A 24099-nucleotide genomic window follows, 5' to 3' on the forward strand; every position below is an offset into this window, starting at 1 on the left:
GACGGATGGAACACAACGGCATTGCACCCGGTCAGGACGGCGCGCCGGCAGGCAATTCCGGCACATCCATCCCGGCGCCGCGCCACCTGCCCGGCCACATCGCCGCAGCCCTCGCCGGGGCCGGCGGCCCCACAGACTCGGCCGGCCAGCCGTGGCAGGGCCGAAGCCTGGCGGGGGATGACGGGAAGATCCACAACTTTGAGGACGACGACGGCACGGCCGACGCCGGGTACCTCGCCGCTGTCTCGGCACTCCGGAACGGAACCGGTGACGAGGCCACCGTCATAGCCTCGCTGGCCACGGCCAGGGTTTTCATCCCCATCATCGCGCAACTCGCGGAGGAATCAGAGGGGGATGACGGCCTGGTCTCGGACAAGCAGGCGGACATGGCGCTGGTGATGCTGAAGGCCGCCGACGGCAGGACCGCGATGCCCGCCTTCACCTCGGCCCAAGCGCTTGCCAGCTGGCATCCCGAGGCGCGGCCGGTGGCCGTGTATGCCGCCAGGGCTGCCCTTTCCGCCGTGTCGGAGCAGGCCGAACTCCTGGTGCTTGATCCAGGCTCGGAGGTCACCTTTGTGGTCCGGCGGCCCGGCCTGTGGGCTTTGGCGCAGCAGCAGACCTGGGTGCCCTCCTACCTGGACGGCGAAGTGGCCGGCACCATCGCGGAGGCAGCTGCCGCTTTCCCCGCGGTCCGGAACATCGGGCTCCTCCCGGGCGCCGGCGTCGCTACCACCACAGCGAACGGCGAAACGATGCCCGGCGGCGGCGCCGGACCCGAACTGCAGGTGGTCCTCTACCTTGAGGACGGCCTTGACGCAGCTGCAGTCCAGGACCTGGTGGCCGGACTGCAGGCCTCCTGGTCCCGGAATGTATTGTTTGGGGAGCGCGTTGACTCGATCGAAATCAAGTTGAGGCGCGCTGTTCAATAAATGACGGTCAGCGGGGAGATCCCTCGGGCTGCCCGCGGCAGATCAAAGGATTTTCCGTGAACTTCGCTTTATACCGGGAGCTGCTCGCCGTCCGGCCGATCAGGCGGCTGCTGCTGGTGGGCATGATTGCCCGCATCCCGCACTCCGCCGCCGGCGTCCTGCTGACCCTGCACATCGTCCTCACACTGGACAAGGGCTACGCCGCCGCCGGAGCCGCCGCCGCCGTCATGACCATCGGCATTGCCGTGGGCGCGCCGTGGCGCGGCCGGCGCGTGGACACCGTTGGCCTGCGCAGGGCCCTCATCCCGTCGGTCGTCTCCGAAACCGTCATATGGACCGCGGTGCCGCACGTGAGCTACGAATGGCTGCTGCCGCTGGTCTTCATCGGCGGGCTGCTGACCCTCCCCATCTTCAGCGTGGTCCGCCAGTCCCTGGGAGTCCTGGCCGACGGCGACCAGCGGCGCACCGCCTTTGCCCTGGACGCCATCACCACCGAGATGGTGTTCATGATCGGGCCGGCCGCCGGCGCCGTGGTGGCCACCAGCGGCTACTCGGTCCTGGGGCTGACCATCGTGGGGGTGTCCACCTCGCTGGCCGGATTGTTCCTGATGTGGTTCAACCCGCCCACCCGCAGCGCCACGCAAACCGAGGAATGCGAGGCGGACCAGCGCCACGCGGCGGAAGTCGCAGTGGTCTCGGCCGCGCCCGCCCACCTCCAGGAAGCGGCCGCGGAACTTGTGCCCGCCGGAGTGCATGGCGGACCCGGCCTCCGGGGCAGGGTGGCCCACAACTTCGCGTGGTTCACGGCCACTGTCGCGGCGGTCTTCGCGGTTGCCGCGGGCGCCGGCATGGTGCTCAGCGGAACCGACGTGGGCATTGTCGCCGCACTGGAAACGGGCGGGCACCAGGGCGAAATCGGCATCGTGTTCCTCTTCTGGTGTGCCGCGTCGGTGATCGGCGGCCTCATCTACGGCGCCATGCACCGCCCGGTGTCGCCCATCGTCCTGCTGCTGGGAATGGCGGCCCTGACCATCCCGATGGGCTTCGCGCACGACACCTGGTCGCTGGCGCTCGTCTCGGTTCTGCCCGGCCTCCTCTGCGCTCCCGTATTGTCGGCCGCGTCCGAAAAGGTGGCAGACCTGGTGGATGAGGACCGCCGCGGTGAAGCGATGGGCTGGTATGGCTCCGCGCTGACCGGCGGCGTGGCCCTCGGGGCGCCGCTCGCCGGAGTCTTCATCGACGGCGTGGGATCCTCCGGCGGCTTTGTCTCCGTCGGTGTTGCCGGCGTTGCGCTGTGCCTCGTGGGACTGGTGCTGCAGCAGCGCCGCCGCAGCCGCACCGCGGCCTGACGCGGCGGGGGACACAACGACGGCGGGCGGACCGCCATGGTCCGCCCGCCGCCGTCGTGGTTTATGTCAGTTAGCTGTGCCGGCTCAGTTGACCGCCCCGGTGTACTTCTCGCCCGGGCCCTTGCCCGGGGCGTCAGGGATGATCGACTCTTCGCGGAACGCCAGCTGCAGTGACCGCAGGCCGTCGCGCAAAGGCCCGGCGTGCTGGGACCCGATCTCGGGCGCAGCGGCGGTGACCAGCCCGGCGAGTGCAGTGATGAGCTTCCGGGCCTCGTCCAGGTCCTTGAGTTCCTCGGCGTTGTCCTCGGCGGCGAGGCCAAGTTTTACCGCTGCTGCGCTCATGAGGTGGACTGCCGCGGTGGTGATGACCTCGATGGCCGGTACCTCGGAGATGTCGCGGATTTGCTGGGCGACGTCCCCCTGGGCGTCGGCAGCCTGGTAAACATGTGAATTACTGTCTGGGGTGCTCATACTGGTAAGCTTGTCACAGACCGACTGGATGTCGTTATTTGTTATGGATGATCCCCACCGGCGCTGGGATGCGTTGAGCGGGTTTTTTTCTGTAGAATGGCAGCCAGTTTGCAAGCGGAGTCCTCTCCCACCCGCGTCAGCCGTTTTCCTACAGGAAGCAATTCCGCAAGGAAGCAAGGTTGCCGGGTATCTGGTCGGGCATCACCCAGCTTTTGCGGGGATGATGCGTGCAGCCTCCGCGGAGGCCGGCACATCCGATCTTCGAGGCCTTCGATTGCTCCGGCAATTGGGGGCCTTCTCTATTTTGCCGGTGGAATACCCACAACAATCACAGGAGCTTTAACATTAGCGAGCCAAGAATCAATGAGCGTATCCGCGTCCCCGAGGTGCGGCTGGTCGGCCCTGCAGGTGAACAGGTAGGAATCGTCCGTATTGAGGACGCCCTGCGTTTGGCTGCCGAGTCCGACCTTGATCTCGTTGAAGTTGCACCTCAGGCGAAGCCTCCGGTGTGCAAGCTGATGGACTTCGGCAAGTACAAGTACGAGGCCGCCGTCAAGGCACGTGAAGCCCGGAAGAACCAGACCAACACTGTTCTGAAGGAAATCCGGTTCCGCCTGAAGATTGACACCCACGACTACGAGACCAAGCGCGGACACGCACTGCGCTTCCTCGGCGCAGGTGACAAGGTCAAGGCAATGATCCAGTTCCGCGGCCGTGAGCAGCAGCGTCCCGAGATGGGCATCCGCCTTCTCCAGCGCTTCGCCGACGACGTAGCCGAAGTTGGCGTTGTGGAGTCCAGCCCGCGTATCGACGGCCGGAACATGGTCATGGTTGTGGGTCCGCTCAAGAACAAGGCCGAAGCCAAGGCAGAAGCCCGCCGCGCCACGCAGCGTGCAGAAGCCAAGGCGCAGAACGAAGCCAAGGCGACGGGGCGCGTCGACGTCTCCGGCGACGACCAGGCACCGTTCACGCAGTCTCTGGCTGACCTTCTTCCGGAAGGTTTCGCCATCACCACGGAGCCCGAAGCCGAGGCACCCGAGGTGGAAGCTCCCGCTGCCGCTGTTGCTCCCGAAGCTCCCGTGGAAGCCGCCCCCGCAGAAGAAGCTCCCGTGAAGGAAGCCGCACCGCAGGAAGCGCCGAAGCAGGCTGCCCCGAAGACCGAAGCTCCGAAGACTGAAGCCCCCAAGGCAGCAGCCCCCCGGCGCGAGGCACCGAAGGCAGCTCCCGCGCCCGCAAAGGCACCGGAGGCTCCCAAGGCACCGGTCGCCGCCAAGGCTCCGGAAGCAGCCAAGCCGGCAGCGGTTCCGGCGCCGGCAGCTCCGAGGCCGCCAGTCCCGATGCCGAAGCCGGTGGCCAGGCCTGCAGCGCCGAAGCCTCCTGCCCGGCCCGCCCCCAAGGCGGCGCCGAAGCCGGCTGGCAAAAAGACCACCTAGTTCAAAGCCGCCGGAGGTTGTCCTCCGGCAGCAAGCAACCAGCAGGCCGCCCGCAGGGGTGGCTGCACGAAGAACTGCAGACCCTGGTCTGTGGATACGTAAGGAGATCGGTTCCCATGCCGAAGATGAAGACCCACAGTGGTGCTAAGAAGCGCTTCAAGCTGACCGGCAGCGGCAAGCTGCGCCGCCAGCAGGCCAACCGCCGCCACTACCTCGAGCACAAGTCCTCCAGGCTGACCCGTCGCCTCGCCGGCGACAAGATCGTCTTCAAGGGCGACGCCAAGGTCATCCGGAAGATGCTCGGCATCTAATTTCCAAGTATTTTGGCTGATGCCTCCTGGCAGCAGTCACCTACCAAAAAGCCTTCTCAGGCCGGCCGGGTTTCCGGCAGTAGACGCTTGGGATCAGAATTCTGAAGGAGTACGCACGTGGCACGTGTGAAGCGGGCGGTAAACGCCCACAAGAAGCGCCGGGTTATCCTCGAACGCGCAAAGGGCTACCGGGGACAGCGTTCACGCCTGTACCGCAAGGCCAAAGAGCAGCTGCTGCACTCGTTTGTGTACAGCTACGGTGACCGCAAGAAGAAGAAGGGCGACTTCCGTCGCCTGTGGATCCAGCGCATCAACGCTGCATCCCGCGCCAACGGCCTCACCTACAACCGCCTGATCCAGGGCCTGAAGGCCGCTGAGGTTGAGGTTGACCGCCGCATGCTGGCCGAGCTGGCCGTCTCCGACGCCAACGCTTTCGCCGCTCTGGTGAAGGTCGCCAAGGACTCCCTGCCTGCAGACACGTCCGCTCCGGCTGTCCAGGCTGAAGCACCCAAGGCCAAGGCGCCGAAGGCTGCCAAGGCCAAGGCTGCTAAGAAGCCGGCCGCTGACGAGGCCGCTGAGTAGCAGCTCCCCGTTCTGGGTAGTTCGAGAACCTGCTTCAACAGCAACTAAGGTTCTTATATGAACGAAACCGGGCGCCCGCAAGATTTTCCACTTTCCAACCCTCGAGCTGATCGGGTGAGGAAGGTGGCACAACTTGCCGGGCGCCCGGCCCGTTTAAAGCGCAGTGAGTTCCTGGCGGAGGGCCCGCAGGCTGTTCGGGAGGCCCTGGTCCTGCACCAGAAGAGGATGGCCGCGGGGGAGCCCGGCATCGTCTATGAGGTTTACGCGAGCGAGGCCTGCCTTGACCGCTACCCGGAGTTCGAAGAGCTCGCTGAGGGCACCACCGCCTACCTGGCCACCGACGAAGTGCTGGCCGCGATGGCGGATACGGTGACCCCGCAGGGCATTCTCGCGGTCTGCGGTTTCCTGGACGTGAGCCTTGAGCAGGTACTCGACGCCGGCCCGCAGCTGATCGCGGTGCTGTGCCAGGTCCGCGACCCAGGCAACGCCGGAACCGTGCTCCGGGCAGCCGACGCGGCCGGCGCGGACGCCGTCATCCTGACCGCATCCAGCGTTGACATCTACAATCCCAAGGCCGTGCGCTCGACGGCGGGATCCCTCTTCCACCTGCCCGTGGTGCTCGGCGCCGACGTCGAGGAACTGGTGGCCCGCTGCAAGGAACGCGGCATCGGGGTCCTCGCGGCGGACGGCCAAGGCCAGCTGAACCTGGACACCCTGCAGGACGAGAACGCGGCCCGTCGGCTGGGTGCCTCGGGCGCCGGATCGGCCTACCCCTTGGAAAACCCCACAGCGTGGCTGTTTGGAAACGAAGCGCAGGGGTTGTCGGAAGCTGAACTGGGACTGGCCGACCACCGCGTGGGCGTCCCGGTCTACGGGGCCGCAGAGAGCCTCAACCTCGGGACCGCAGCAACCGTCTGCCTCTACGCAAGCGCCCGGTCCCAGCAGGGCAGCCTGCCCGTTTCGGCTTAAAGGGCAGGGCCCCGGATGTCATCCGGGGCCCTTTCTGAATTCAAATAGTAGGACGGGAATCAGGGGGCGCGCGTGCTCTTGCTGCGTCCCGTAATTGCGCCGTAGACGCCGGCTACTACGAGGCCGCCAACAATGGCGAGAATCCACGTGCCGAGGTCAAAGAATGCAAGGTCGCCCTTGCCGAAGAGCAGGCTGCCGATCCAGCCGCCCACAATTGCACCAACCACGCCAAGAACAAGGCTGGTGACCCAGCCGCCGCCCACTTTGCCGGGCATAACGGCCTTAACTATGGCCCCCACTATGAGGCCGAGAATAATCCAAGCAAGAAAACCCATGTCTCCTCCTTATTTATTCGCCGGGACTTAATCTTCCCGATATTGCTTCAAGCTAACACACAGCCCCCTTATTGTCAGTAGCCTTACGGCCAGTCCGGATGCGTGTCTTACACCGCTGCAGGTACGGTATTCATGGGCGGAGCCGAGTCCGGCTTCGCGTCTTTCCTGTCCTGTTCCGTATCCCTGAAGAGGTGAAGCCCACGTGGCTGCAAACGGCGGTAACAAGGCGATCGTCGCGGCCCTGGCCGCGAACCTGACGATTGCCGCCCTCAAATTCGTCGCCTACATCCTGACGCTGTCATCGTCGATGCTCGCCGAGGCCATCCACTCCCTGGCCGACTCCGGCAACCAGATCCTCCTGCTGGTGGGCGGCAAGCGGGCGAAGCGGGCAGCAAGCCCCGAGCACCCCTTCGGGTACGGGCGTGAGCGATACATCTACGCCTTCATTGTCTCCATCGTGCTGTTCAGCGTCGGTGGCCTCTTTGCCCTCTACGAGGCATGGGAGAAGCTGCAGCACCCGCACGCCATCGAGGGCGATTTCTGGTGGGTTCCGCTGGCCGTGCTGGTGGGCGCCATCATTGCCGAGTCCTTCTCGTTCCGTACCGCCATCATCGAGTCGAACCACCTCCGCGGGAAACAGGGTTGGGTCAGCTTCGTCCGGACCGCCAAGCAGCCCGAACTTCCGGTCATCCTGCTGGAGGACCTCGGCGCTCTCGTGGGCCTGGTCTTTGCCCTCTTCGGTGTGGGGCTCACCCTGATCACGGGCAACGGCGTGTGGGACGCGGTGGGCACCGGCATGATCGGCATCCTGCTGGTGCTGATCGCCGTGGTGCTGGCCCTCGAAACCAAGTCCCTGCTGCTGGGTGAATCTGCCACCAAGGATGACACCCAAAAGATCCACCGCGCCATCGAAGACGGCGGAACGCGCGTCATCCACCTGAAAACCCTCCACCTGGGGCCGGAAGAACTGTTGGTTGCGGCGAAGATCTCCGTCGGTGCAGCCGATGCCGGCCGTGACATCGCGGCGGCCATCGACGACGCCGAGGAACGGATCAGGGCAGCCGTGCCTATCGCCCGCGTTATTTACCTGGAACCGGACATCCGCCGGGCGGACGCAACGGGCTCAGCGGCGTCGGGCTCAGCGGTGGGCAACGCGGGGGTCCCGGACGCCAATGCCTGATAGCGGCACCTGCCGCAGGCACGTTACGCTGTGCCAGAACGACTGGCCGCTGGCCGCCCGATCCTCCGGATGACTTTGTCTCCCGGGGTCAGGCGGTCAGCGGTTTATTGCGTTCCAGCAGTCCGCTGACGATGGCCACGCCCAGGCCAAGGATGGCCAGGACGGCCCCCACCAGGGCAGGGGCAACATAGCCCCAGCCCCACGCGATCACCACGCCGCCCAGGAACGCGCCCAGTGCGTTGGCCACGTTCAGCGCGGCATGGTTGAGCGAGGAAGCCAGCGACGGCGCGTCCGGGGACGCATCCAGCAGCCGGGTCTGCAGGGCCGGCACCAGCATCGAGCCGGCCGCACCGACCACAAATACCATGACAAACGCGGACCACGGCCACTGGACGGCGACGGCATAGACCACCAGGGCAACGGCGATTCCGGGCAGCACCCGGTAGATGGTTCCCATCACGGACCGGTCCGCGATCCGCCCGCCTACGATGTTGCCGGCCACCATGCCCAGGCCATAGAGCGCAACCACCAGCGGGATCAGGGACGACGGGATGCCGGCCACCGAGGTCATGGTGTGCGCGATGTAGGTGTACGTGGCGAAGAATCCGCCGAAGCCGACAATGCCGATCAGGATGGCAAGCCAGACCTGCAACCGCTTCAGCGCCCCGAGCTCGCGCCGGATGCTGGCATCGGGGTGGGCCGCCTGGAACGGCACAAACCTCCAGAGCAGCGCCAGGGTCAGCAGGCCGATGGCTCCTACCAGCACAAACAGCAGGCGCCAGCCGAATGCCTGGCCCACCCACGTGGCCAGGGGAACGCCCACCACGTTGGAGACAGTCAGTCCCGCCATCACCATGGAGATGGCCCATCCCCGGCGGGTAGGTGAGACGAGGGACGCGGCGATGACGGCGGCCACACCAAAGAAGGCGCCATGCGGCAGTCCGGCGGCAAAACGGGAGACCAGCATGGTGGTGTAGTCAGGAGCGAGGTACGAGGTCAGGTTGGCGACGCTGAAGAAGAACATGAGTCCCAGGGCCAGGTGTTTGCGCGGCAGCTTGGCTCCGACCGCGGCCAGCAAGGGTGCGCCCACCACCACGCCCAGGGCGTAGGCCGAAATGAGGTGTCCCGCTTCAGGGGTGCTGATGCCGAGGCCCATTTCCACCTCCTTGAGCAGGCCCATCATGGTGAACTCAGTCACGCCGATCCCGAACCCGCCCATCGCCAGCGAAACGATCGCCGGAGCGATCCTGGGGGACGGGGTCTTTTTGGCCGGGGGTGACTGGACAACGCTGCTCATGTGCCTGCTTTTTCGAAAGGGGAGTTGATCGTGGCGCACGCCCACGGGGCGCCCCATCAATTGTCCCCCATAGACTGGAGCGGTGACTGGACGGATACAGGTAGTTGGCGGCGCAATACTTGACTCGTTGACCGAACCCACCCGGATGCTGGTGGCCAGGCGGACTGCTCCCGAGCAGTTCGCCGGACTCTGGGAGTTCCCCGGCGGGAAGGTCGAAGACGGGGAACAGTGCGAGGCTGCGCTGCACCGCGAACTCAGGGAAGAACTGGGCGTGGGGGTCAAACTGGGGCCGGAACTGCCCGCCGGAGCGCCGGCCGGCTGGCGGCTGAACGAGCGGGCCAGCATGCGGGTGTGGCTGGCAGAAATTTCCAACGGCGATCCCCGGCCGCTCGAAGACCATGACGAGCTGAGATGGATCAGCACCACAAGCCGTGACGAAGCTCTCGGCCTTCCGTGGATCCCGGCCGACTTTCCGATTGTCCGGGCACTGCTTGAATCCCTGGGCACGCTCGTGGATTCAAACTCTCCCCGCTGAGCTGGTTCCCTGAGTGTCCTAGATTCCCTGGAGCGTCCCTAGAACAGGGTGGGCTGCTGGCGCAGCCCCGCGGCCGGCTGGGATTCCCCGGCCGGCCGATTTTGCGTTCCGGCGGAGTGGGCTGCGGGAATACTCCCCGCCGGGTACTGTGCTTCCTCGCCGCGGGGATCGTCCTCCAGATCGCGGTGGCTGAAACCGTGCGTACTTGCGAAGCCGTGCCGCTGCTTGAAGTAGCGGACCTTCCCGGCAAGCCAGGTGCGGTATTCCTTGGACGCGTAGGAACCAGTGCCGTAAAGACGCCGGTACTTGCCCGCGAGCTCCGGATGGTTCCCGGCGATCCACTGCATGAACCATTCCCGGGTGCCCGGCTTCAGGTAAAGGGCGCCGGCGGTCACTCCCGTGGCTCCTGCAGCTGCCAGGGAGCCGAAGAGGGAATCAAGTGCTTCGTCGCTGTCGGACAGCCACGGCAGGATGGGCATGGCCATCACACCGCACGGGAGCCCGGCGTCGCGCAGGCGGGAGACCAGTTTCAGCCTGGCGCGGGGCCCCGGCGTACCCGGCTCCACCGCCTCGGACAGGGCTTCATCCGTCATGGCCAGGGAGATGCCGACACCCACCGGGACCTGGGCGGCGGCCCGTTTCAGGAGTGGAATGTCCCTGGCCAGCAGCGTGCCTTTGGTGAGGATGGACAGCGGGGTCCCGGAGTCAGCCAGCGCGGTGATGATGCCCGGCATCAGCTGGTAGCGGCCCTCGGCGCGCTGGTAGGGATCGGTGTTGGTGCCCAGGGCCACCTGGTGGCGGCCCCACGACGGCTTGGCCAGTTCCTTCCGAAGGACTTCCGCGGCGTTGACCTTGACCACCACCTGGCTGTCGAAATCGAGGCCGGCGTCGAAATCCAGGTACGTGTGGCTCTTGCGGGCAAAACAGTACACACAGGCATGGCTGCAGCCGCGGTACGGGTTGACTGTCCACTCAAACGGCATCCGTGAACCGGCAACCACCTTGTTGAGCACCGATTTGGCAGTGACCTCATGGAAGGTGATGCCGGCGAACTCGGGAGTGGTGACGGAACGGACCAGTCCGGCGAGTGGGAGCAGCGCGGGTGAAGTGCCGCTTCCGGGGTCATCGCCGGGCCGCGGCATCAGTGCTTGTGCATCCCATCTCATGGGTCCATTCGAATATATGTTCGAACTTAAGTCAAGGAGCGGCGCGCCGGGCCCTGCGGCCGGTCCGGCCCGGACCCGGCCGCGGGGACGTCAGTCCAGCAGTTCCCACACCACCGTGACGCTCGCGCCCACGCTCGCGTGGCCTGCCTCCACGCTGATGGCGTCCGTGGCTACAGCCCGTTCGAGCTTGGCCACAGGAACCGGCCCAAATGAGAGGGGGTGCTCGGCAACGGACACCACGGCGCCAAGCCGTGCCGAGGCCAGGGACGCAAACTGTTCGGCCGCAGCAGCGGCATCCCGCCACGCAGCTTCCCGGGCCCGGCCCATCACAGCCGACTCGTCCGCGAATCCGAGTTCCAGGCCGTTCAGCCGCACGTCATCGCCGCCGGCATCAACCACGGCAGCAATAACACCGGACGCGGCAGCGACGTCCCGGAGGCGGACGGTAAGCACGCTCGACGCCACGTAGCCGGCCACTTTCTGGCCTTCGCCGTCGCGCCAGACGAGCTCCGGCCGGACGTTCAGCCCTGACGTCCGGATGTCGGCGTCCGCGACGCCGTGCTGCCGGAGGGCGCCGGAAACGGCGCCGGACGCTGTCCCGGCATCAGCGTAGGCGGTGCCTACGCCGTCCCGCCGGCATTCGACGCCAACGGAAATTGTCAGCAGGTCGGGCGGCGCCTCAGCCGATCCTGTTCCTGTCACCGTGATGGTCCTGGGATTGCTTTCGCCCGCCATGGTCAAACCTCGATTCCTCCGGCGCCCCGCGGGGCCGGCCTTGGTGTCCTGGTGTCAACGTAGCCGCCGGCTTCCAGGCCGGCGAGCCGTTCGAAGAAGTTGGCCGACGCCGGATTTCCGGTCCGGAGCTGTGACCACGCGGCGGCAAGGAAATACAGCGGAAGGAACGGCAGCCCAAGGCAGCAGGCGTACTGGCTGGAGTGCTTTTCCTCATGGCCGAGAAGCGCCGTGTTGGACGTCAGCAGCGCTGCGGGGCCCCGCGAAAGGACGACATTCCCCACGGTGAAAGCGCCTGCGTAGGGCAGGCGCCACCGGTAGCCGCCCGCAATGACCAGCCCGCGGGGGCCATTGCTCACGGCGGTTCCCGCAGCCCGGGCAAGGGCCAGGCCAAGCAGGGTTGTGCCGTTGGCCAGGTTCGCGAGCTGCCTTGCCCGCTGACCCGCCGTCAACGGCCTGGCTGGCGCCCGGCGCTGCCGCTGTGTCATGAGGCCATGGTAGCCGGAGCCTTCACTTAGACTGGAGGATAGTGGCCGCCGGCAGTTCCAACCGGTACTGATCCAGTGGCCCGGACCTGGCCACCGAGTGGATTCATCCTGAATGGACCCATAACGTGGCCTGCCAGTGACGGATACGCTGCCGGGAAACCGCGCAGTGCTGCCCAAGTCATTGAGGAAATACGTCAGCCCCGACTCGTAGCTAAGAACAGTAGATGACTGAAACTTTGCCGGGCGCCGCCATCCCGAACCCTACGGATGAAGCCGCCATCACTGCCGCTGTAGACCAGGCCATCGCCGCCATTGCCGGCGCCGGCTCCCTTGACGAGCTCAAGGCGGTGAGACTGGCCCACACCGGTGAGAAGTCACCGCTCAGCCTGGCAAACCGCGAAATCGGCGGCCTGCCGAAAGACCAGAAAGCCGTAGCAGGCAAGCTGATGGGTTCCTCCCGCGGCCGGGTCAACAAGGCGCTCGCGGACCGCACGGCCGAGCTGGAAGCCGAAAACGACGCCCGGATCCTGCTGGAAGAGACCGTTGACGTCACAGCCGCGCCCCGCCGTCGTCGGGCCGGAGCCCGGCACCCGCTGTCCACGCTGCAGGACCGTGTGGCGGACATCTTTGTTGGCATGGGCTGGGAAATCGCCGAAGGCCCCGAGGTTGAGTCCGAGTGGTTCAACTTCGACGCCCTGAACTTCAAGCCGGACCACCCGGCCCGCGAAATGCAGGACACGTTCTTCGTGGAGCCGCCCGAGGCGCACCTCCTGATGCGTACCCACACCTCGCCGGTGCAGGTCCGCTCCATGCTGGAACGCGAAGTCCCCATCTACGTGCTGTGCCCGGGCAAGGTGTTCCGCACCGACGAGCTGGACGCCACCCACACCCCGGTGTTCCACCAGTTCGAGGGCCTGGCCATCGACAAGCACCTGAGCATGGCGGACCTTCGCGGAACGCTGGAGCATTTCGCCCGGCAGATGTTCGGCGACGAAGCCCAGATCCGGCTGCGCCCCAACTACTTCCCGTTCACCGAGCCGTCCGCCGAGCTGGACATCTGGCACCCGGGCGCCAAGGGTGGCCCGCGCTGGATCGAATGGGGCGGCTGCGGCATGGTCAACCCCAACGTGCTCCGCGCGGCGGGCATCGACCCGGACATGTATTCAGGTTTTGCCTTTGGCATGGGCATCGAGCGCACCCTTATGTTCCGCAACGAGGTGGGCGACATGCGCGACATGATCGAAGGCGACGTACGTTTCAGCGAGCACTTCGGGATGGAGATCTAACAGTGCGTATCCCACTTTCCTGGCTGCGTGAATTCGCAGCAGTACCGGCCGGAGCAACGGCCGAAGACCTGATGGCCGAACTGGTCAAGGTTGGCTTTGAAGAGGAAGCGGTCCACCGCCCCACGGACACCCTGCAGGGCCCGATTGTGGTGGGCCAGGTCCTGAGCATCGTCAAGGAACCGCAAACCAACGGCAAGACCATCAACTGGTGCCAGGTCCGGGTTGTCCCCGAAGGCCAGGAGCAGGCCCTCACCGGCGACGGCATCGACCCCTCCGGCGTCCAGGGCATCATCTGCGGCGCCCACAACTTCGTTGAAGGCGACAAAGTGGTGGTCACCCTTCCCAGTGCCGTCCTGCCCGGCGACTTCCGCATCTCCGCGCGCAAGACCTACGGCCACCTCTCCGCCGGCATGATTGCCTCCGTCCGCGAACTGGGCATCGGGGAGGATCACGACGGCATCCTGGTCCTCTCCCGGATCGGGCTGGATCCCGAAATCGGCACGGACGCCATGGACCTTCTGGGCCTCTACGACGAAGCCGCCGAGATCAACGTCACCCCGGACCGCGGCTACGCGTTCTCCATCCGTGGCGTGGCCCGCGAATACGCGCACGCCACCGGAACCGCCTTCACGGACCCCGCCACCAAGGTCCAGGCTCCGGCCGAACTCACCGGCGGCTACGGTGTGAAGCTCAACGACGACGCGCCCATCTACGGCAAGCCCGGCTGCGACCGCTTTGTGGCCCGCACCGTCCGCGGCGTCGACGCCACCAGGCCGACGCCCCCGTGGATGGTGTCGCGCCTGCGGCTGGCAGGCATCCGCTCCATCTCCCTGCCGGTGGACATCTCCAACTACGTGATGCTTGAGCTGGGCCAGCCCACGCACTGCTATGACCTGGACAAGCTGTCCGGCGACATCGTGGTCCGGCGTGCCGTGGCGGGGGAGAAGATCACCACCCTGGACAACAAGGAGCGCACGCTCGACGTCGAGGACCTCCTCATCACCGACGGCTCCGGCGCGATCGGCATCGCCGGCGTGATGGGCGGTGCCGCCACCGAGGTGAGCGATTCGACGTCGAACGTCCTGGTTGAGGCGGCGCACTTCGACGAGGTGTCCATTGGCCGTTCCCGCCGCCGGCACAAGCTGCCGTCCGAAGCGTCCAAGCGCTTCGAGCGCGGCGTGGACTGGCACGTGGCGGACATCGCCGCCCAGCGCGTTGTTGACCTCCTGGTGGAACTCGCCGGCGGGATTGCTGACCAGGCGGGGACCGACGTCGGGACCGCGCCGGACGCCGTGACCATCCCCTTGCCGGCGGGCTTCGCCGCCCAGCGCATCGGCATCGATTTCACCGAAGAACAGATCACCACCTCGCTGGTTGACCTCGGCGCTGCCGTGGAAAAGAACGACGGCGGCTGGACAGTAACGGCGCCGAGCTGGCGCAACGACCTGGAAACCAAAGAGGACCTCTCCGAGGAAATCGCCCGGCTGGTGGGCTACGACAACATCCCCGCCACCCTCCCGGTGGCCCCTCCGGGACGTGGCCTGACCCGCGTGCAGCAGCAGCGCCGTCGGCTCATCCAGGCACTGGCCGACGCCGGCCTGACCGAAGTCCTGGCCTACCCGTTTGTCTCCAAGGCGGCCAACGACACGTTCGGCGTGGCCGAGCAGGGCGCGCCGCGGAGCGCGGTCAAGCTGGCCAACCCGATCAGCGAAGAGCACGGCTACCTGCGGACCTCCATCCTCCCCGGGCTCATTGAGGTGGCCAAGCGGAACCACTCCCGCGGCTTCCGCGACCTGGCGCTCTTTGAATCAGGCCTGGTCTTCCTGCCCGGCGGGACGGTGGGAACTGCCTCCATCCCGCCGCTGGGCGTCAAGCCCGCCGATGAGGTGCTGGATGCACTGTACGACGGCGTTCCGGACCAGCCGCTGTACGTCGCCGCTGTCCTCACGGGCCATGATTCACCCGCTGCCGCGGCGCACACGCCGCGCCTGTGGGACTGGTCCGACGCGCTGGACATCGCCCGGCTCGCCGGCGACGTCCTGGGCGTGGAGATCGTGGTCAGCCAGGGCGCGCACCAGGCATTCCACCCGGGCCGGGCCGCGCAGCTTTCGCTGCGGACCGGCGAGGTGGTGGGTTACGCCGGCGAACTGCACCCGAAGCTCCTTGCCGCGCACGACATGCCTGCCCGTTCGGTAGCGCTGGAGTTCAACGCCGACGCCCTGTTCGAAGCAGCCGCGGACGTTATTGTGGCCCGCCACATCTCCACGTTCCCGGTAGCCACCCAGGACGTCGCGCTCGTGGTGCCGCAGGACATTCCCGCGGACCGCGTGCTTGAGGCACTCCGCGAGGGCGCCGGCGAGCTCCTGGAGGACGTGGCGCTGTTCGACGTCTACGCCGGCAAGGGCATCGAGGAAGGCAAGAAGTCGCTGGCCTTCGGGCTGCGGTTCCGGGCAACGGACCGCACCTTGACGGCAGACGAGGCATCAGCCGCGCGCGAAGGCGCGGTAGCACTGGCCGCCGAGCGCTTCGGTGCCGTCCAGCGCTAGCTGACTGTGATGGAGCCCGGACTCGTCCTGCAGGCCGTGGATCTCCGCGGCCATCCTGCGGACGGTCCGGGCTTCGATGCGCTGCTTCTCGAACCTGTGGAAGCCGCCCGGGCGGCGGCCATGGAGCCCGGCGCGCGGGCGCGTTTCATCGCCGGCAGGGCTGCCCTGCGGCGTTTTGCCGCGGCATTGCTGCAGCTGCCGGCCGGGGAGCTGGAGGTGTCCTATGCCTGTCCGCGCTGTGGCTCCGGACCGGACATAGCCCACGGGCGGCCGGGTTACACCCGCGGGGGAGAGCCGCAGCCGCTGCTGCTCAGCATGGCCCGGACGCAACTCTGGATCCTTCTCGCGGGGCTGCCGGCGCCACGTGCCGGGATGCGGCTGGGGGTGGACGCCGAGGACCCCGCGCGGCTGGACTTTGACGGGTTCGACGCCGTGGCCCTGGGCCCGGAGGAACGTCACGCCGTCGACAACCTGGCCGGGCAGGAACTGCTGCGCGAACGGGCCCGGCTCTGGGCCCGCAAGGAAGCCTGGCTCAAAATGACGGGCGAAGGACTCCGGCGCGATCCCCGCACTGTCGACGTCCTTGCCAGGCCCGGACTCACAGACCTCGACCCGGCGGACACCGGCCTGCCCGGAACCCTGGTGGCCGCCGTCGCCATCGGGTCATAGCCGCCTGTGCAGCGGCTAGCTGGCGGCGTGCCGTCCGTGCGTCGGCAGCGGCGGCAGGGCCTCCTCAAACAGCCAGGGGTGCAGCAACGCCTCTGAATCGAGGCCGACGACCCGGTCCGCCATCAGGATGAAGTCCGCGGTGGACACCGATCCGTGCCGGTGCGTCCTGGTCCATTCCTGCAGCAGCGTAAAGAACGCCAGGTCCCCGCACCGCAGCCGCAGGGCGTGCAGTGCGAGGGCGCCCCGCTTGTAGACGCGGTCATCGAACATCAGCTCCGGACCGGGGTCCCCGATCACCAGGTCCTGGCCCGCGGCCGAGAGCCGGCGCCAGGCCGCTGCGGCCCGGTCGTGGACGCCCATCACTCCGGCAGCGTCCGACCAGATCCACTCCGCGTAGCAGGCGAACCCTTCATGCAGCCAGATATCGCTCCATCCGCTGACCGTCAGGGAATTACCGAACCACTGGTGTGAGAGCTCATGGGCGATCAGACGCTGGGAATCCCAGTCCGGGCTAAGGTGGTTCCGCCCCAGGATGGACAGGGTCTGGGCCTCAAGCGGGATCTCCAGGACGTCGTCCGCCACCACCACCGTGTACTCCGCAAACGGGTAGGGCCCAAAGCAGCTGACGAACGTGCGCATCATCTCCGGCTGCAGGCGGAGCCCCTGCAGGGCGGCCCCTGCCAGGCCCGGCGGGACAGCCGCCGACTGCAGCACCCCGCCGGGGGAGTCCCCGGGATCGAGGATCACGGACTGGTACCGGCCGATCTGGACGGTGGCCAGATAAGTGGCCATCGGCTCTTCCTGCTCATACGTCCAGGTTTCACGGCTGGCCCGGATGCTGTGCCCTACCAGCCGGCCGTTACAGACAACACGGTAATTGGCGTCCGTGGTGACGGTAATCCGGTAGCTGGCCTTGTTCCCGGGGTGGTCGTTGCAGGGAAACCAGGACGGGGCGCCATTGGGCTGCCCCGCCACCAGCACGCCGTCGGTGAGTTCTTCCCAGCCCACTTCGCCCCACAGCCCGCGGCGCGGCGACGGATTGCCCTCATAACGGATGTCCAGCGAGAAGGCGTCCCCGGGGAGGAGGTCGGCATCGAGATGCACCACCAGCTGCTCGCCACGCTGCACAAAGCGCCGGACGCGCCGCCCGTTGAACTGCACCTTGCTGGCGCGGAGACCCACGAGGTCCAGGACGACGGCGGATGCCTGGCGTGCCGCCGTGGCGTGGAGGAGCGCGCGGCCGCTGAGCCGGTTGGAAGAGAGCCGGTAGTCCAGGTCCAGTTCATACCGTCCAACGCTGTAGGCGCTGGTGCCGTGGCCCGGCATATACCGGTCGGACCGCACGCCGGTTCCGGCCGTTCCCACGGCGGTTCCGGAGCTGGCGGGTTCTGGGACACTCATGGGGCGGGGCCTCAATCACAAACGGTGGCGGACTGTCAGGTACTTACTTCAGGCGGGGTGCGGGAACGTCCGGACCGGCCCACGGACTGACCGGATTGCCCATCCAGTAGGTCCCCGCGGGCACCGTCTCCCCGCGCATCACCAGCGATGCCGGACCCACTGTTCCGCCATGGCCGATGCGTGCCTGCGGGAGGATGACGCCGTGCGGTCCCATGGTTGCTCCCTCCTCGAGCGTAACAGTGTCAATGCTCATGATCCGGTCATGGAACAGGTGCGTTTGGACCACGCAGCCCCGGTTGACCGTGGAGTTCGCGCCCAGGGTCACCAGGTCCGCTTCGGGCAGCCAGTAGCTCTCGCACCACGTCCCGGAACCAATTTTTGCCCCCAGCCCGCGGAGCCACCACACCAGTGCCGGTGTCCCGCTTGCTGCGCGGGCGAACCATGGTGCGCTGACCATTTCGATGAACGTGTCCACCACTTCGTTGCGCCAGATAAAGGAACTCCAGAGCGGATGTTCTCCGGCCCGGATCCGGCCCACGAGCAGCCACTTGGCCACGACGGCGCTGCCGGCCGCGACGGCGCCCGCCAGCAGCATTACGAACCCGCCCAGCACCGCGGCCAGGCCGTAGCCAACGGTGCTTGCCAGCCAATCGAACGCGAGGAGCACACCGGCGGCGAGGCCCACGGTAAGGACCACGGGCACAAAGCGGCAGAGCTCCCATAGTGCCCTGGCTATTTTCAGCCGGAGCGGGGGCTGGAACGTCAAGGTGGTGTCCGAGGCGATGGCTGTGCGGCGAAGCCTGACTGGCGGGCTGCCCAGCCACGACGTTCCGGATTTAGCCTTCGAAGGGGTTGCCGACAGCACCGCCACGAGGGAGTTCTTCGGGACGCTCCGGCCAGCAGCTGTCATGCCGGAATTCCCCAGGAACGAACGCTTGCCGATCTTCGCAGGGGCGATCTTCAGCCAGCCGCCGCCGAGTTCGTAGGAGGCCACCATGGTGTCATCGGCCAGGAACGCGCCTTCGCCCACCGTGGTCATTTTGGGCAGCAGCAGCACGGTGGACGCCTCCACGTTCTTGCCGATCCTGGCTCCAAGCAGGCGCAGCCAGACGGGGGTGAAAAGGCTCGCGTAAATGGGAAAGAGGAGATCACGGGCAAGGTCAAGGACGCGTTCGGTGGCCCAGACCTGCCAGCCGATCCGGCTACGCACCCGGTAATAGCCTTCTGTCAGGCCGGTCCCCAGCAGCCTGGTGGTGCCCAGGACCAGCAGCAGGTTGGTAGTGAACCAGGCCAGTGCCGCCAACGGCAGGGAGACGAGGAGCTGCGGCCACGCCGCGACCAGGGAGCTGCTGCCCTGGATGAACAGGAAGACTATCCCGGCAGCGGCGGCCGCGGACGCGTAGGGGATCATGGCCAGGACAGCGGAGGCCGAGGCGAAGGCGGCGAACCACAAGCGGCCGATCAGCCGGCTGCTGGGCGGAGTGTCCGGCCAGTCATTTTTGGCCTTGCCCCGGCGGCGGGCCGGTGACCCTGCCACCACTTGCCCTGCTTTCACCTTGCCGAGCACTGCCGAACCCGCTTCGACCTGTCCGCCGGCGCCGATGCTGGCGCCCGGCATGAGCGTGCTGCGTGCGCCCACGGTCGCCCCGGCGCCCACATGGATGGCTCCGATCCGGACGTGGTCGCCGTCGATCCACCAGCCGGAAAGGTCCACCTCGGGTTCGATGTTCGCTCCGCTGCCCAAGGACAGCAGGCCTGTCACCGGCGGCAGGGAATGCAGGTGCACATTGGTGCCGATCTTCGCTCCGAGGGCCCGTGCGTAGTAAGGCACCCACGGTGCGCTGGCCAGGCTCACGGCACCGGCAAGGTCCTGGATCTGCTCCGCCAGCCAGAGCCTGAGGTGGATTTTCCCTGAGCGCGGGTAGGTGCCCGGGCCAACGTTCCGTAGCAGGAGCCGGGCGGCGGCGATGGAGAGGCCCATCCGGCCGAGAGGACTCACGAAGACCAGCCACGATGCCCCGACCCACCACCAGGACACGGTGGGCGCGGCAGCAAAGCCGGCCAGGCCGGCGAGGAGGTTGTTGCCTGCCATCAGGTAGGTCAGCCAGCGCATGCCCACCAGGATGTGCAGGGGAATACCCATGAGTGTCTGGAAGACCTGGGACTTGCGGGCCGTCGGCCGGACAAAGCGTTCCTTTGCAGGGCCGGCAGCAATGCCGTCAGGAAGCGACTGCCGGGCCGTGTCGATCAGGGCCCCGACCCGCGGGGTGGCGTAGATGTCCGCGACCGTGATGGTGGGGTAGCGGAGGCGCAGTGCGGACACCAGCTGTGCCGCGGCGAGGGAGCCGCCGCCGTGGGCGAAGAAGTCCGCGTCCAGGCTTGCTGCCGGGCTGCCGAGCACGGCGCCCCATTGTTCGACGATCCAGGCGGCGTCGTCAGGCAGGTTCAGGGGAGCGCGGTCGCTTTCGGCCGCGCCAGATCCGGCCAGGGGCCAGGGGAGTGCGTGCCGGTCGACTTTGCCGCTGGTTTTGGTCGGCAGCGACGGGACGACGGTCAGCAGGGGGATCAGCGCTGCCGGGAGGCTGGATGTCAGCATTTCGCGTGCCGCGGCAAGGTCAGGTTCCTCATCGCCGGCCGGGGCGAGGTACCCCACAAGCACCTGGTTCCCGGCCGCCGTCGTCTGCACAGCGGCCGCGGCGCCGGCAACACCCGGGAGGGCCTGCAGGGCGGCATCGATCTCTCCGAGCTCGATCCGGCGGCCACCCAGTTTCACCTGTTCGTCGGCGCGGCCCATAAAGACCAGCCCGGCGGCTTCGTAGCGGACGAGGTCGCCGGAGCGGTAGGCGCGGTGCCAGCCCAGGGTGGGCATGGGCGCATACTTTTCCGCGTCCTTGGCAGGATCCAGGTACCGGGCCAGCCCTACGCCGCCGATGATGAGTTCGCCGACGGCGCCCTCCGCCACCGGGATGCCGTCACCGTCCACCACGGCCAGGTCCCAGCCGTCCAGCGGCAGCCCGATCCGGACCGGCCCAGGTCCGCCCAGTTCGGCCGCGCACGCCACCACCGTGGCCTCGGTGGGCCCGTAGGTGTTCCAGACCTCGCGGCCTTCCACTGCCAGGCGTTCCGCAAGCTCCGGCGGGCAGGCCTCGCCGCCGAAGATCAGCAGCCGCACGTTTTCGAGTGATTCCGCAGGCCAGAGCGCAGCCAGCGTGGGAACAGTGGACACCACCGTGATGCCGTGGCTGATGAGCCAGGGCCCGAGGTCCATTCCGGTGCGGACCAGGGCACGTGGCGCGGGGACCAGGCAGGCGCCGTGCCGCCACGCGAGCCACATCTCCTCGCACGAGGCGTCAAAGGCCACTGACAGTCCTGCCAGGACACGGTCCTGCGGACCGATCGGTTCCGCAGCAAGGAAGATCCGTGCCTCGGCGTCGACGAAGGCGGCAGCGGACCTGTGCCGGACGGCCACTCCCTTTGGAGTTCCCGTGGAGCCTGAGGTGAAAATGACCCAGGCGTCGTCGTCGGGGGTGGCAGGCCGTGCGGCCGGGAACGGCGAGACCCTGTCTTCGGTCAGTGCCAGCCCCTGGCCGGTGACCACGGCGCTGACCCTGGCTTCGCCGAAGACCAGCCGGGCCCGCTCGTCGGGGTCATCGGCGTCGACGGGGACATATGCGGCACCGATGAGCATGATCGCGAGGATCCAGACGTACAGCCCGTTGGTGCCGGAGGGGATCCGCACGCCGATCCTGTCGCCGGCTCCGAGCCCTGCCAGGTGAAGTTCCCGGCCGGCGGAGCGCACGGCCGCCATCAGCTGCGCGTAGCTCAGTGACTGCCGGCCGTCGTCGAGGGCGGACGCGTCGGGATGGCGCTGTGCGGTCTCCTGCAGGATGTCCACCAGCGTACGCACCGGGGGTGCCACACCCGATCCGGGCAGCTGGGGCTGATATTCGGCAAGGCCGTCGGGCACAGGGCCGCTGAGTTGTAGCTCGGTCACCCCTGCAGTGTCCACTGGCAAGGTGAACGGAAAGTGACGCCGTTTGGGTGGCGTCCACATTCCCTTCACCGGACGTTTCCCTGACCGGGGATCAGGGGACCAGGAGGACCTTGCCGGTGGTCCGGCGGCCCTCAAGGTCCTCGTGTGCGCGCCGGGCATCGGCCAGCGGATACGTGGCGCCGATCCGGACCTTGAGGTGCCCGATTTCGGCGGCGGCGAAGATTTCTCCCGAGCGCCAGCGGCGCTCCTGCTCGTTGAGCAGGAAGTGGCCCAGGGACGGGCGGGTCAGCGTCAGTGACCCGCCGGCGTTGAGGCGCTGCGGATCCACCGGGGGCACGGCGCCTGAAGCGGCTCCGAACAGGACGAGCGTGCCGCGGGTCCGCAGGCAGGACAGGGAGCCGTCAAAGGTGTTCCGGCCGACGCCGTCGTACACCACATCCACGCCCTTTCCGCCGGTGAACTCGCGGACGTGGTGGGGAAAGCCCTCGTACCGCAGCACATGGTCGGCTCCGGCCTCCCGGGCAAGTTCCTCCTTGGCGTCCGAGGAGACAGTTGTGATGACGCGGGCGCCCCTCTCCTTCAGCAGCTGTGTCAGCAGCAGGCCGACGCCGCCTGCGCCGGCGTGCGTGAGCACGGTGTGGCCCGGTTCGACCCGGAAGGAGGAGTTGATCAGGTAGTGGGCGGTCATGCCCTGGAGGGGCAAGGCGGCCGCCGTCAGGTCGTCGACGCCGTCCGGCACCGGGAGCGCCTTGGCGGCATCCAGGACCGTGTAGCCGGCGTAGCACTTGGCGCCCTCGGCCGTGGCCACCCTGCTGCCCACCGTGAAGTTCTCGACACCGTCGCCGACCTCTTCAACCGTTCCCGCGGCTTCCGAGCCGGGCGTGAACGGGAAGGGGACCTGGTACATGCCCCCGCGCTGGTAGGTTTCGATGAAGTTGACGCCCGCCGCCGCCACTTTGATGAGCAGCTGGCCGGGGCCGGGCACGGGGCGTTCGGCCTCTGCCAGTTCCAGTACTTCGGGTCCTCCGGGCTCGCGGACAACGATTGCGTGCGTCATGTATCTCCTTCCCGGGGCTGGGATTTCCTTGCCCCGGTCCTGGACCCATCCTAGGGAAACCGGCACCAACGACGAAGTGACGGCCGGTCAGGGCCGTCACTTCGGGTCAAACGCGGGGGCCGGCTGTGGTGCGCCGGAGCTGCTCAGTAGCGGCGGGTGACCGTGGCCATGGGGCACTCGAAGTGGCGCCCGGCGGAAAGTCCGACGTCGTTGAGATAGCGGACAATAATGCCGTAGGACTGCAGCAGGGTGGTTTCCGTGTAGGGAACCTGGTGCTTGCGGCAGTACTCCCGGACGATCTTGGCGGCCTTGTCCAGCTGGGGCCGTGCCATGTCCGGGAAGAGGTGGTGCTCAGCCTGGCGGTTCAGGCCACCGAGCAGGATGTCCATAAAGCGGCCGCCGGAGATGTTCCGTGACGTCAGGACCTGCCGGCTGAAGAAGTCAACACGGCTGTCCGCCGGAATGACGGGCATGCCTTTGTGGTTGGGCGCAAATGAAGCTCCCATATAGAAGCCGAACACGGCGAGCTGCACGCCGATGAAGGCGAACGCCATTCCCAGCGGCAGGAACGAGAACGCCAGGACCGGCAGCACGCTGAGCCGGACCAGCAAGATGGGCAACTCCACCCAGCGGTGCGTCACTTTGGCGCGCCGGAAGATGAATTTCACCGAATCGATCTGGAGTCCCAGGCCCACCAGGAACAGCAGCGGAAAGAAGAACCAGCCCTGTTTGCGGGTCAGGAACGAGAACCGGCCCTGCCGCGTGGCTGCGGCTTCGTGGTGGAAGGCGATCGCGCCGGTGGCGATGTCGGGATCCTTGGAAATGACGTTGGGATGGTTGTGGTGCGCGCCGTGTTTCTGCTCCCACCAGGAATAGCTCATGCCTGCCACCGAGGTGGCCAGGAGCCTGGCTGTCCAGTCGTTGGCGCGGCGCGAGGCGAAGATCTGGCGGTGGCCGGCCTCGTGGGCCAGGAAGCTGAGCTGGGTGCAGATGATGCCGACTGCCGCGGCGATGAGGAGCTGGAACCAGCTGTCGCCGATCAGCGCGAAACCGAACCATGCGGCGGTCATCAGGAGCACCAGGCAGGAAAAGACTGTGATGTAGAAGCCCACACGGCGTTCCAGTAGGCCTGCGGCCTTGACGCTCTTAAGCAGTTCCGAATAGCTCAGGACAACTGCATTGGGCTGCCGGACGCGCGATTGGGGGCGCTCCGACGTTGGGAGGGTGGTGGTCAAAGCCGGGGCCTCGTAACTGTTACGGGCAACGCGGCAGCCGACATTCGGACTGCGCGGTCAGGATCACCCTCCCCCCATCGTACGCCTGCCTGTCCAGCCGGCCCGGAAAAGGAGAAAGGATTGAGTGCATAAAT

21 protein-coding genes are annotated in these 24099 nt (G+C 67.1%); 11 read left to right on the forward strand and 10 right to left on the reverse strand.

Translation table 11 applies throughout. The features are described 5' to 3' along the window. Positions 1-5: 5 nt before the first annotated feature. Both ABV518_RS19760 and ABV518_RS19765 read left to right on the forward strand, forming a co-directional pair. Positions 6-929, forward strand: a complete 924-nt coding sequence (locus ABV518_RS19760) for an SseB family protein (RefSeq protein ID WP_367770526.1) — start codon at positions 6-8, stop codon at positions 927-929. A 56-nt stretch (positions 930-985) separates the two neighbouring features. Continuing rightward, positions 986-2278, forward strand: a complete 1293-nt coding sequence (locus ABV518_RS19765; protein WP_367770529.1) for an MFS transporter — start codon at positions 986-988, stop codon at positions 2276-2278. An 84-nt stretch (positions 2279-2362) separates the two neighbouring features. Here the strand turns inward: ABV518_RS19765 and ABV518_RS19770 are convergent, their stop codons facing one another. Next, positions 2363-2749 carry a DUF1844 domain-containing protein gene (locus ABV518_RS19770; protein ID WP_310166219.1) on the reverse strand — a complete coding sequence of 129 codons (387 nt, stop codon included), beginning with the start codon at positions 2747-2749 and terminating at the stop codon, positions 2363-2365. 386 nt (positions 2750-3135) lie between these two features. Between ABV518_RS19770 and infC the strand changes: the two genes are divergently transcribed. The 4 genes from infC (at position 3136) to ABV518_RS19790 (ending at position 6044) form a co-directional block, all read left to right on the forward strand. After that, positions 3136-4182, forward strand: coding sequence for a translation initiation factor IF-3 (gene infC, locus ABV518_RS19775; RefSeq protein ID WP_310166216.1), 1047 nt, complete (start codon positions 3136-3138; stop codon positions 4180-4182). A gap of 116 nt (positions 4183-4298) precedes the next feature. Next, positions 4299-4493 carry a 50S ribosomal protein L35 gene (gene rpmI / locus ABV518_RS19780; protein WP_009358635.1) on the forward strand — a complete coding sequence of 65 codons (195 nt, stop codon included), beginning with the start codon at positions 4299-4301 and terminating at the stop codon, positions 4491-4493. 117 nt (positions 4494-4610) lie between these two features. Further along, positions 4611-5075 carry a 50S ribosomal protein L20 gene (rplT, locus tag ABV518_RS19785; protein ID WP_131132438.1) on the forward strand — a complete coding sequence of 155 codons (465 nt, stop codon included), beginning with the start codon at positions 4611-4613 and terminating at the stop codon, positions 5073-5075. 57 nt (positions 5076-5132) lie between these two features. Then, the gene (locus ABV518_RS19790; protein ID WP_367770537.1) at positions 5133-6044 is read left to right on the forward strand and encodes a TrmH family RNA methyltransferase; all 912 of its coding nucleotides are present in this window, start codon (positions 5133-5135) and stop codon (positions 6042-6044) included. Between the two features lie 59 nt (positions 6045-6103). On the opposite strand, the gene ABV518_RS19795 is transcribed toward ABV518_RS19790, so the two are convergent. Continuing rightward, positions 6104-6379 (reverse strand): GlsB/YeaQ/YmgE family stress response membrane protein, encoded by a 276-nt coding sequence (locus ABV518_RS19795; protein ID WP_056342958.1) that lies wholly within the window; start codon positions 6377-6379, stop codon positions 6104-6106. A 202-nt stretch (positions 6380-6581) separates the two neighbouring features. Between ABV518_RS19795 and ABV518_RS19800 the strand changes: the two genes are divergently transcribed. Then, positions 6582-7559 carry a cation diffusion facilitator family transporter gene (locus tag ABV518_RS19800; RefSeq protein WP_367770540.1) on the forward strand — a complete coding sequence of 326 codons (978 nt, stop codon included), beginning with the start codon at positions 6582-6584 and terminating at the stop codon, positions 7557-7559. Positions 7560-7647: 88 nt separating this feature from the next. Here the strand turns inward: ABV518_RS19800 and ABV518_RS19805 are convergent, their stop codons facing one another. After that, the gene (locus ABV518_RS19805) at positions 7648-8856 is read right to left on the reverse strand and encodes an MFS transporter (RefSeq protein WP_367770542.1); all 1209 of its coding nucleotides are present in this window, start codon (positions 8854-8856) and stop codon (positions 7648-7650) included. An 82-nt stretch (positions 8857-8938) separates the two neighbouring features. Here ABV518_RS19805 and ABV518_RS19810 point away from each other — a divergent pair, with 82 nt between their 5' ends. Beyond that, a complete protein-coding gene (locus tag ABV518_RS19810; protein ID WP_367770544.1) occupies positions 8939-9391 on the forward strand; it encodes a (deoxy)nucleoside triphosphate pyrophosphohydrolase in 453 nt (150 codons plus the stop codon). Between the two features lie 38 nt (positions 9392-9429). Here the strand turns inward: ABV518_RS19810 and ABV518_RS19815 are convergent, their stop codons facing one another. From ABV518_RS19815 to ABV518_RS19825, 3 genes are all read right to left on the reverse strand, one after another. Next, positions 9430-10557, reverse strand: a complete 1128-nt coding sequence (locus ABV518_RS19815) for an Rv2578c family radical SAM protein (protein WP_367770546.1) — start codon at positions 10555-10557, stop codon at positions 9430-9432. Positions 10558-10647: 90 nt separating this feature from the next. Next, positions 10648-11292: an SIMPL domain-containing protein gene (locus tag ABV518_RS19820; RefSeq protein ID WP_367770549.1), complete on the reverse strand. Its 645-nt coding sequence runs from the start codon at positions 11290-11292 to the stop codon at positions 10648-10650. 2 nt (positions 11293-11294) lie between these two features. Next, a complete protein-coding gene (locus ABV518_RS19825; protein WP_367770552.1) occupies positions 11295-11777 on the reverse strand; it encodes a hypothetical protein in 483 nt (160 codons plus the stop codon). Positions 11778-12001: 224 nt separating this feature from the next. On the opposite strand from ABV518_RS19825, the gene pheS reads away from it, so the two are divergent. From pheS to ABV518_RS19840, 3 genes are read left to right on the forward strand one after another with little or no spacing between them, the layout of a single operon-like run. Beyond that, positions 12002-13063 (forward strand): phenylalanine--tRNA ligase subunit alpha, encoded by a 1062-nt coding sequence (pheS, locus tag ABV518_RS19830; RefSeq protein ID WP_367770555.1) that lies wholly within the window; start codon positions 12002-12004, stop codon positions 13061-13063. A gap of 2 nt (positions 13064-13065) precedes the next feature. Beyond that, positions 13066-15609 carry a phenylalanine--tRNA ligase subunit beta gene (pheT, locus tag ABV518_RS19835; RefSeq protein WP_367770558.1) on the forward strand — a complete coding sequence of 848 codons (2544 nt, stop codon included), beginning with the start codon at positions 13066-13068 and terminating at the stop codon, positions 15607-15609. Positions 15610-15618: 9 nt separating this feature from the next. Further along, positions 15619-16278 (forward strand): 4'-phosphopantetheinyl transferase superfamily protein, encoded by a 660-nt coding sequence (locus tag ABV518_RS19840; RefSeq protein WP_367770561.1) that lies wholly within the window; start codon positions 15619-15621, stop codon positions 16276-16278. A 15-nt stretch (positions 16279-16293) separates the two neighbouring features. Here ABV518_RS19840 and ABV518_RS19845 read toward each other — a convergent pair whose 3' ends face one another. From ABV518_RS19845 to ABV518_RS19860, 4 genes are all read right to left on the reverse strand, one after another. Beyond that, positions 16294-17679 (reverse strand): M1 family metallopeptidase, encoded by a 1386-nt coding sequence (locus tag ABV518_RS19845; protein WP_367770565.1) that lies wholly within the window; start codon positions 17677-17679, stop codon positions 16294-16296. A gap of 43 nt (positions 17680-17722) precedes the next feature. Then, complete coding sequence (locus tag ABV518_RS19850) at positions 17723-21673, reverse strand: Pls/PosA family non-ribosomal peptide synthetase (RefSeq protein ID WP_367770568.1); 3951 nt, start codon at positions 21671-21673, stop codon at positions 17723-17725. 91 nt (positions 21674-21764) lie between these two features. Further along, on the reverse strand, positions 21765-22730 hold the full coding sequence (locus ABV518_RS19855) for a quinone oxidoreductase (protein ID WP_367770571.1): 966 nt from the start codon (positions 22728-22730) through the stop codon (positions 21765-21767). 143 nt (positions 22731-22873) lie between these two features. Further along, positions 22874-23965: a fatty acid desaturase gene (locus ABV518_RS19860; protein ID WP_367770574.1), complete on the reverse strand. Its 1092-nt coding sequence runs from the start codon at positions 23963-23965 to the stop codon at positions 22874-22876. Positions 23966-24099 lie beyond the last annotated feature (134 nt).

The organism is Arthrobacter sp. HS15c (assembly GCF_040812005.1).
Lineage (GTDB): Bacteria > Actinomycetota > Actinomycetes > Actinomycetales > Micrococcaceae > Arthrobacter.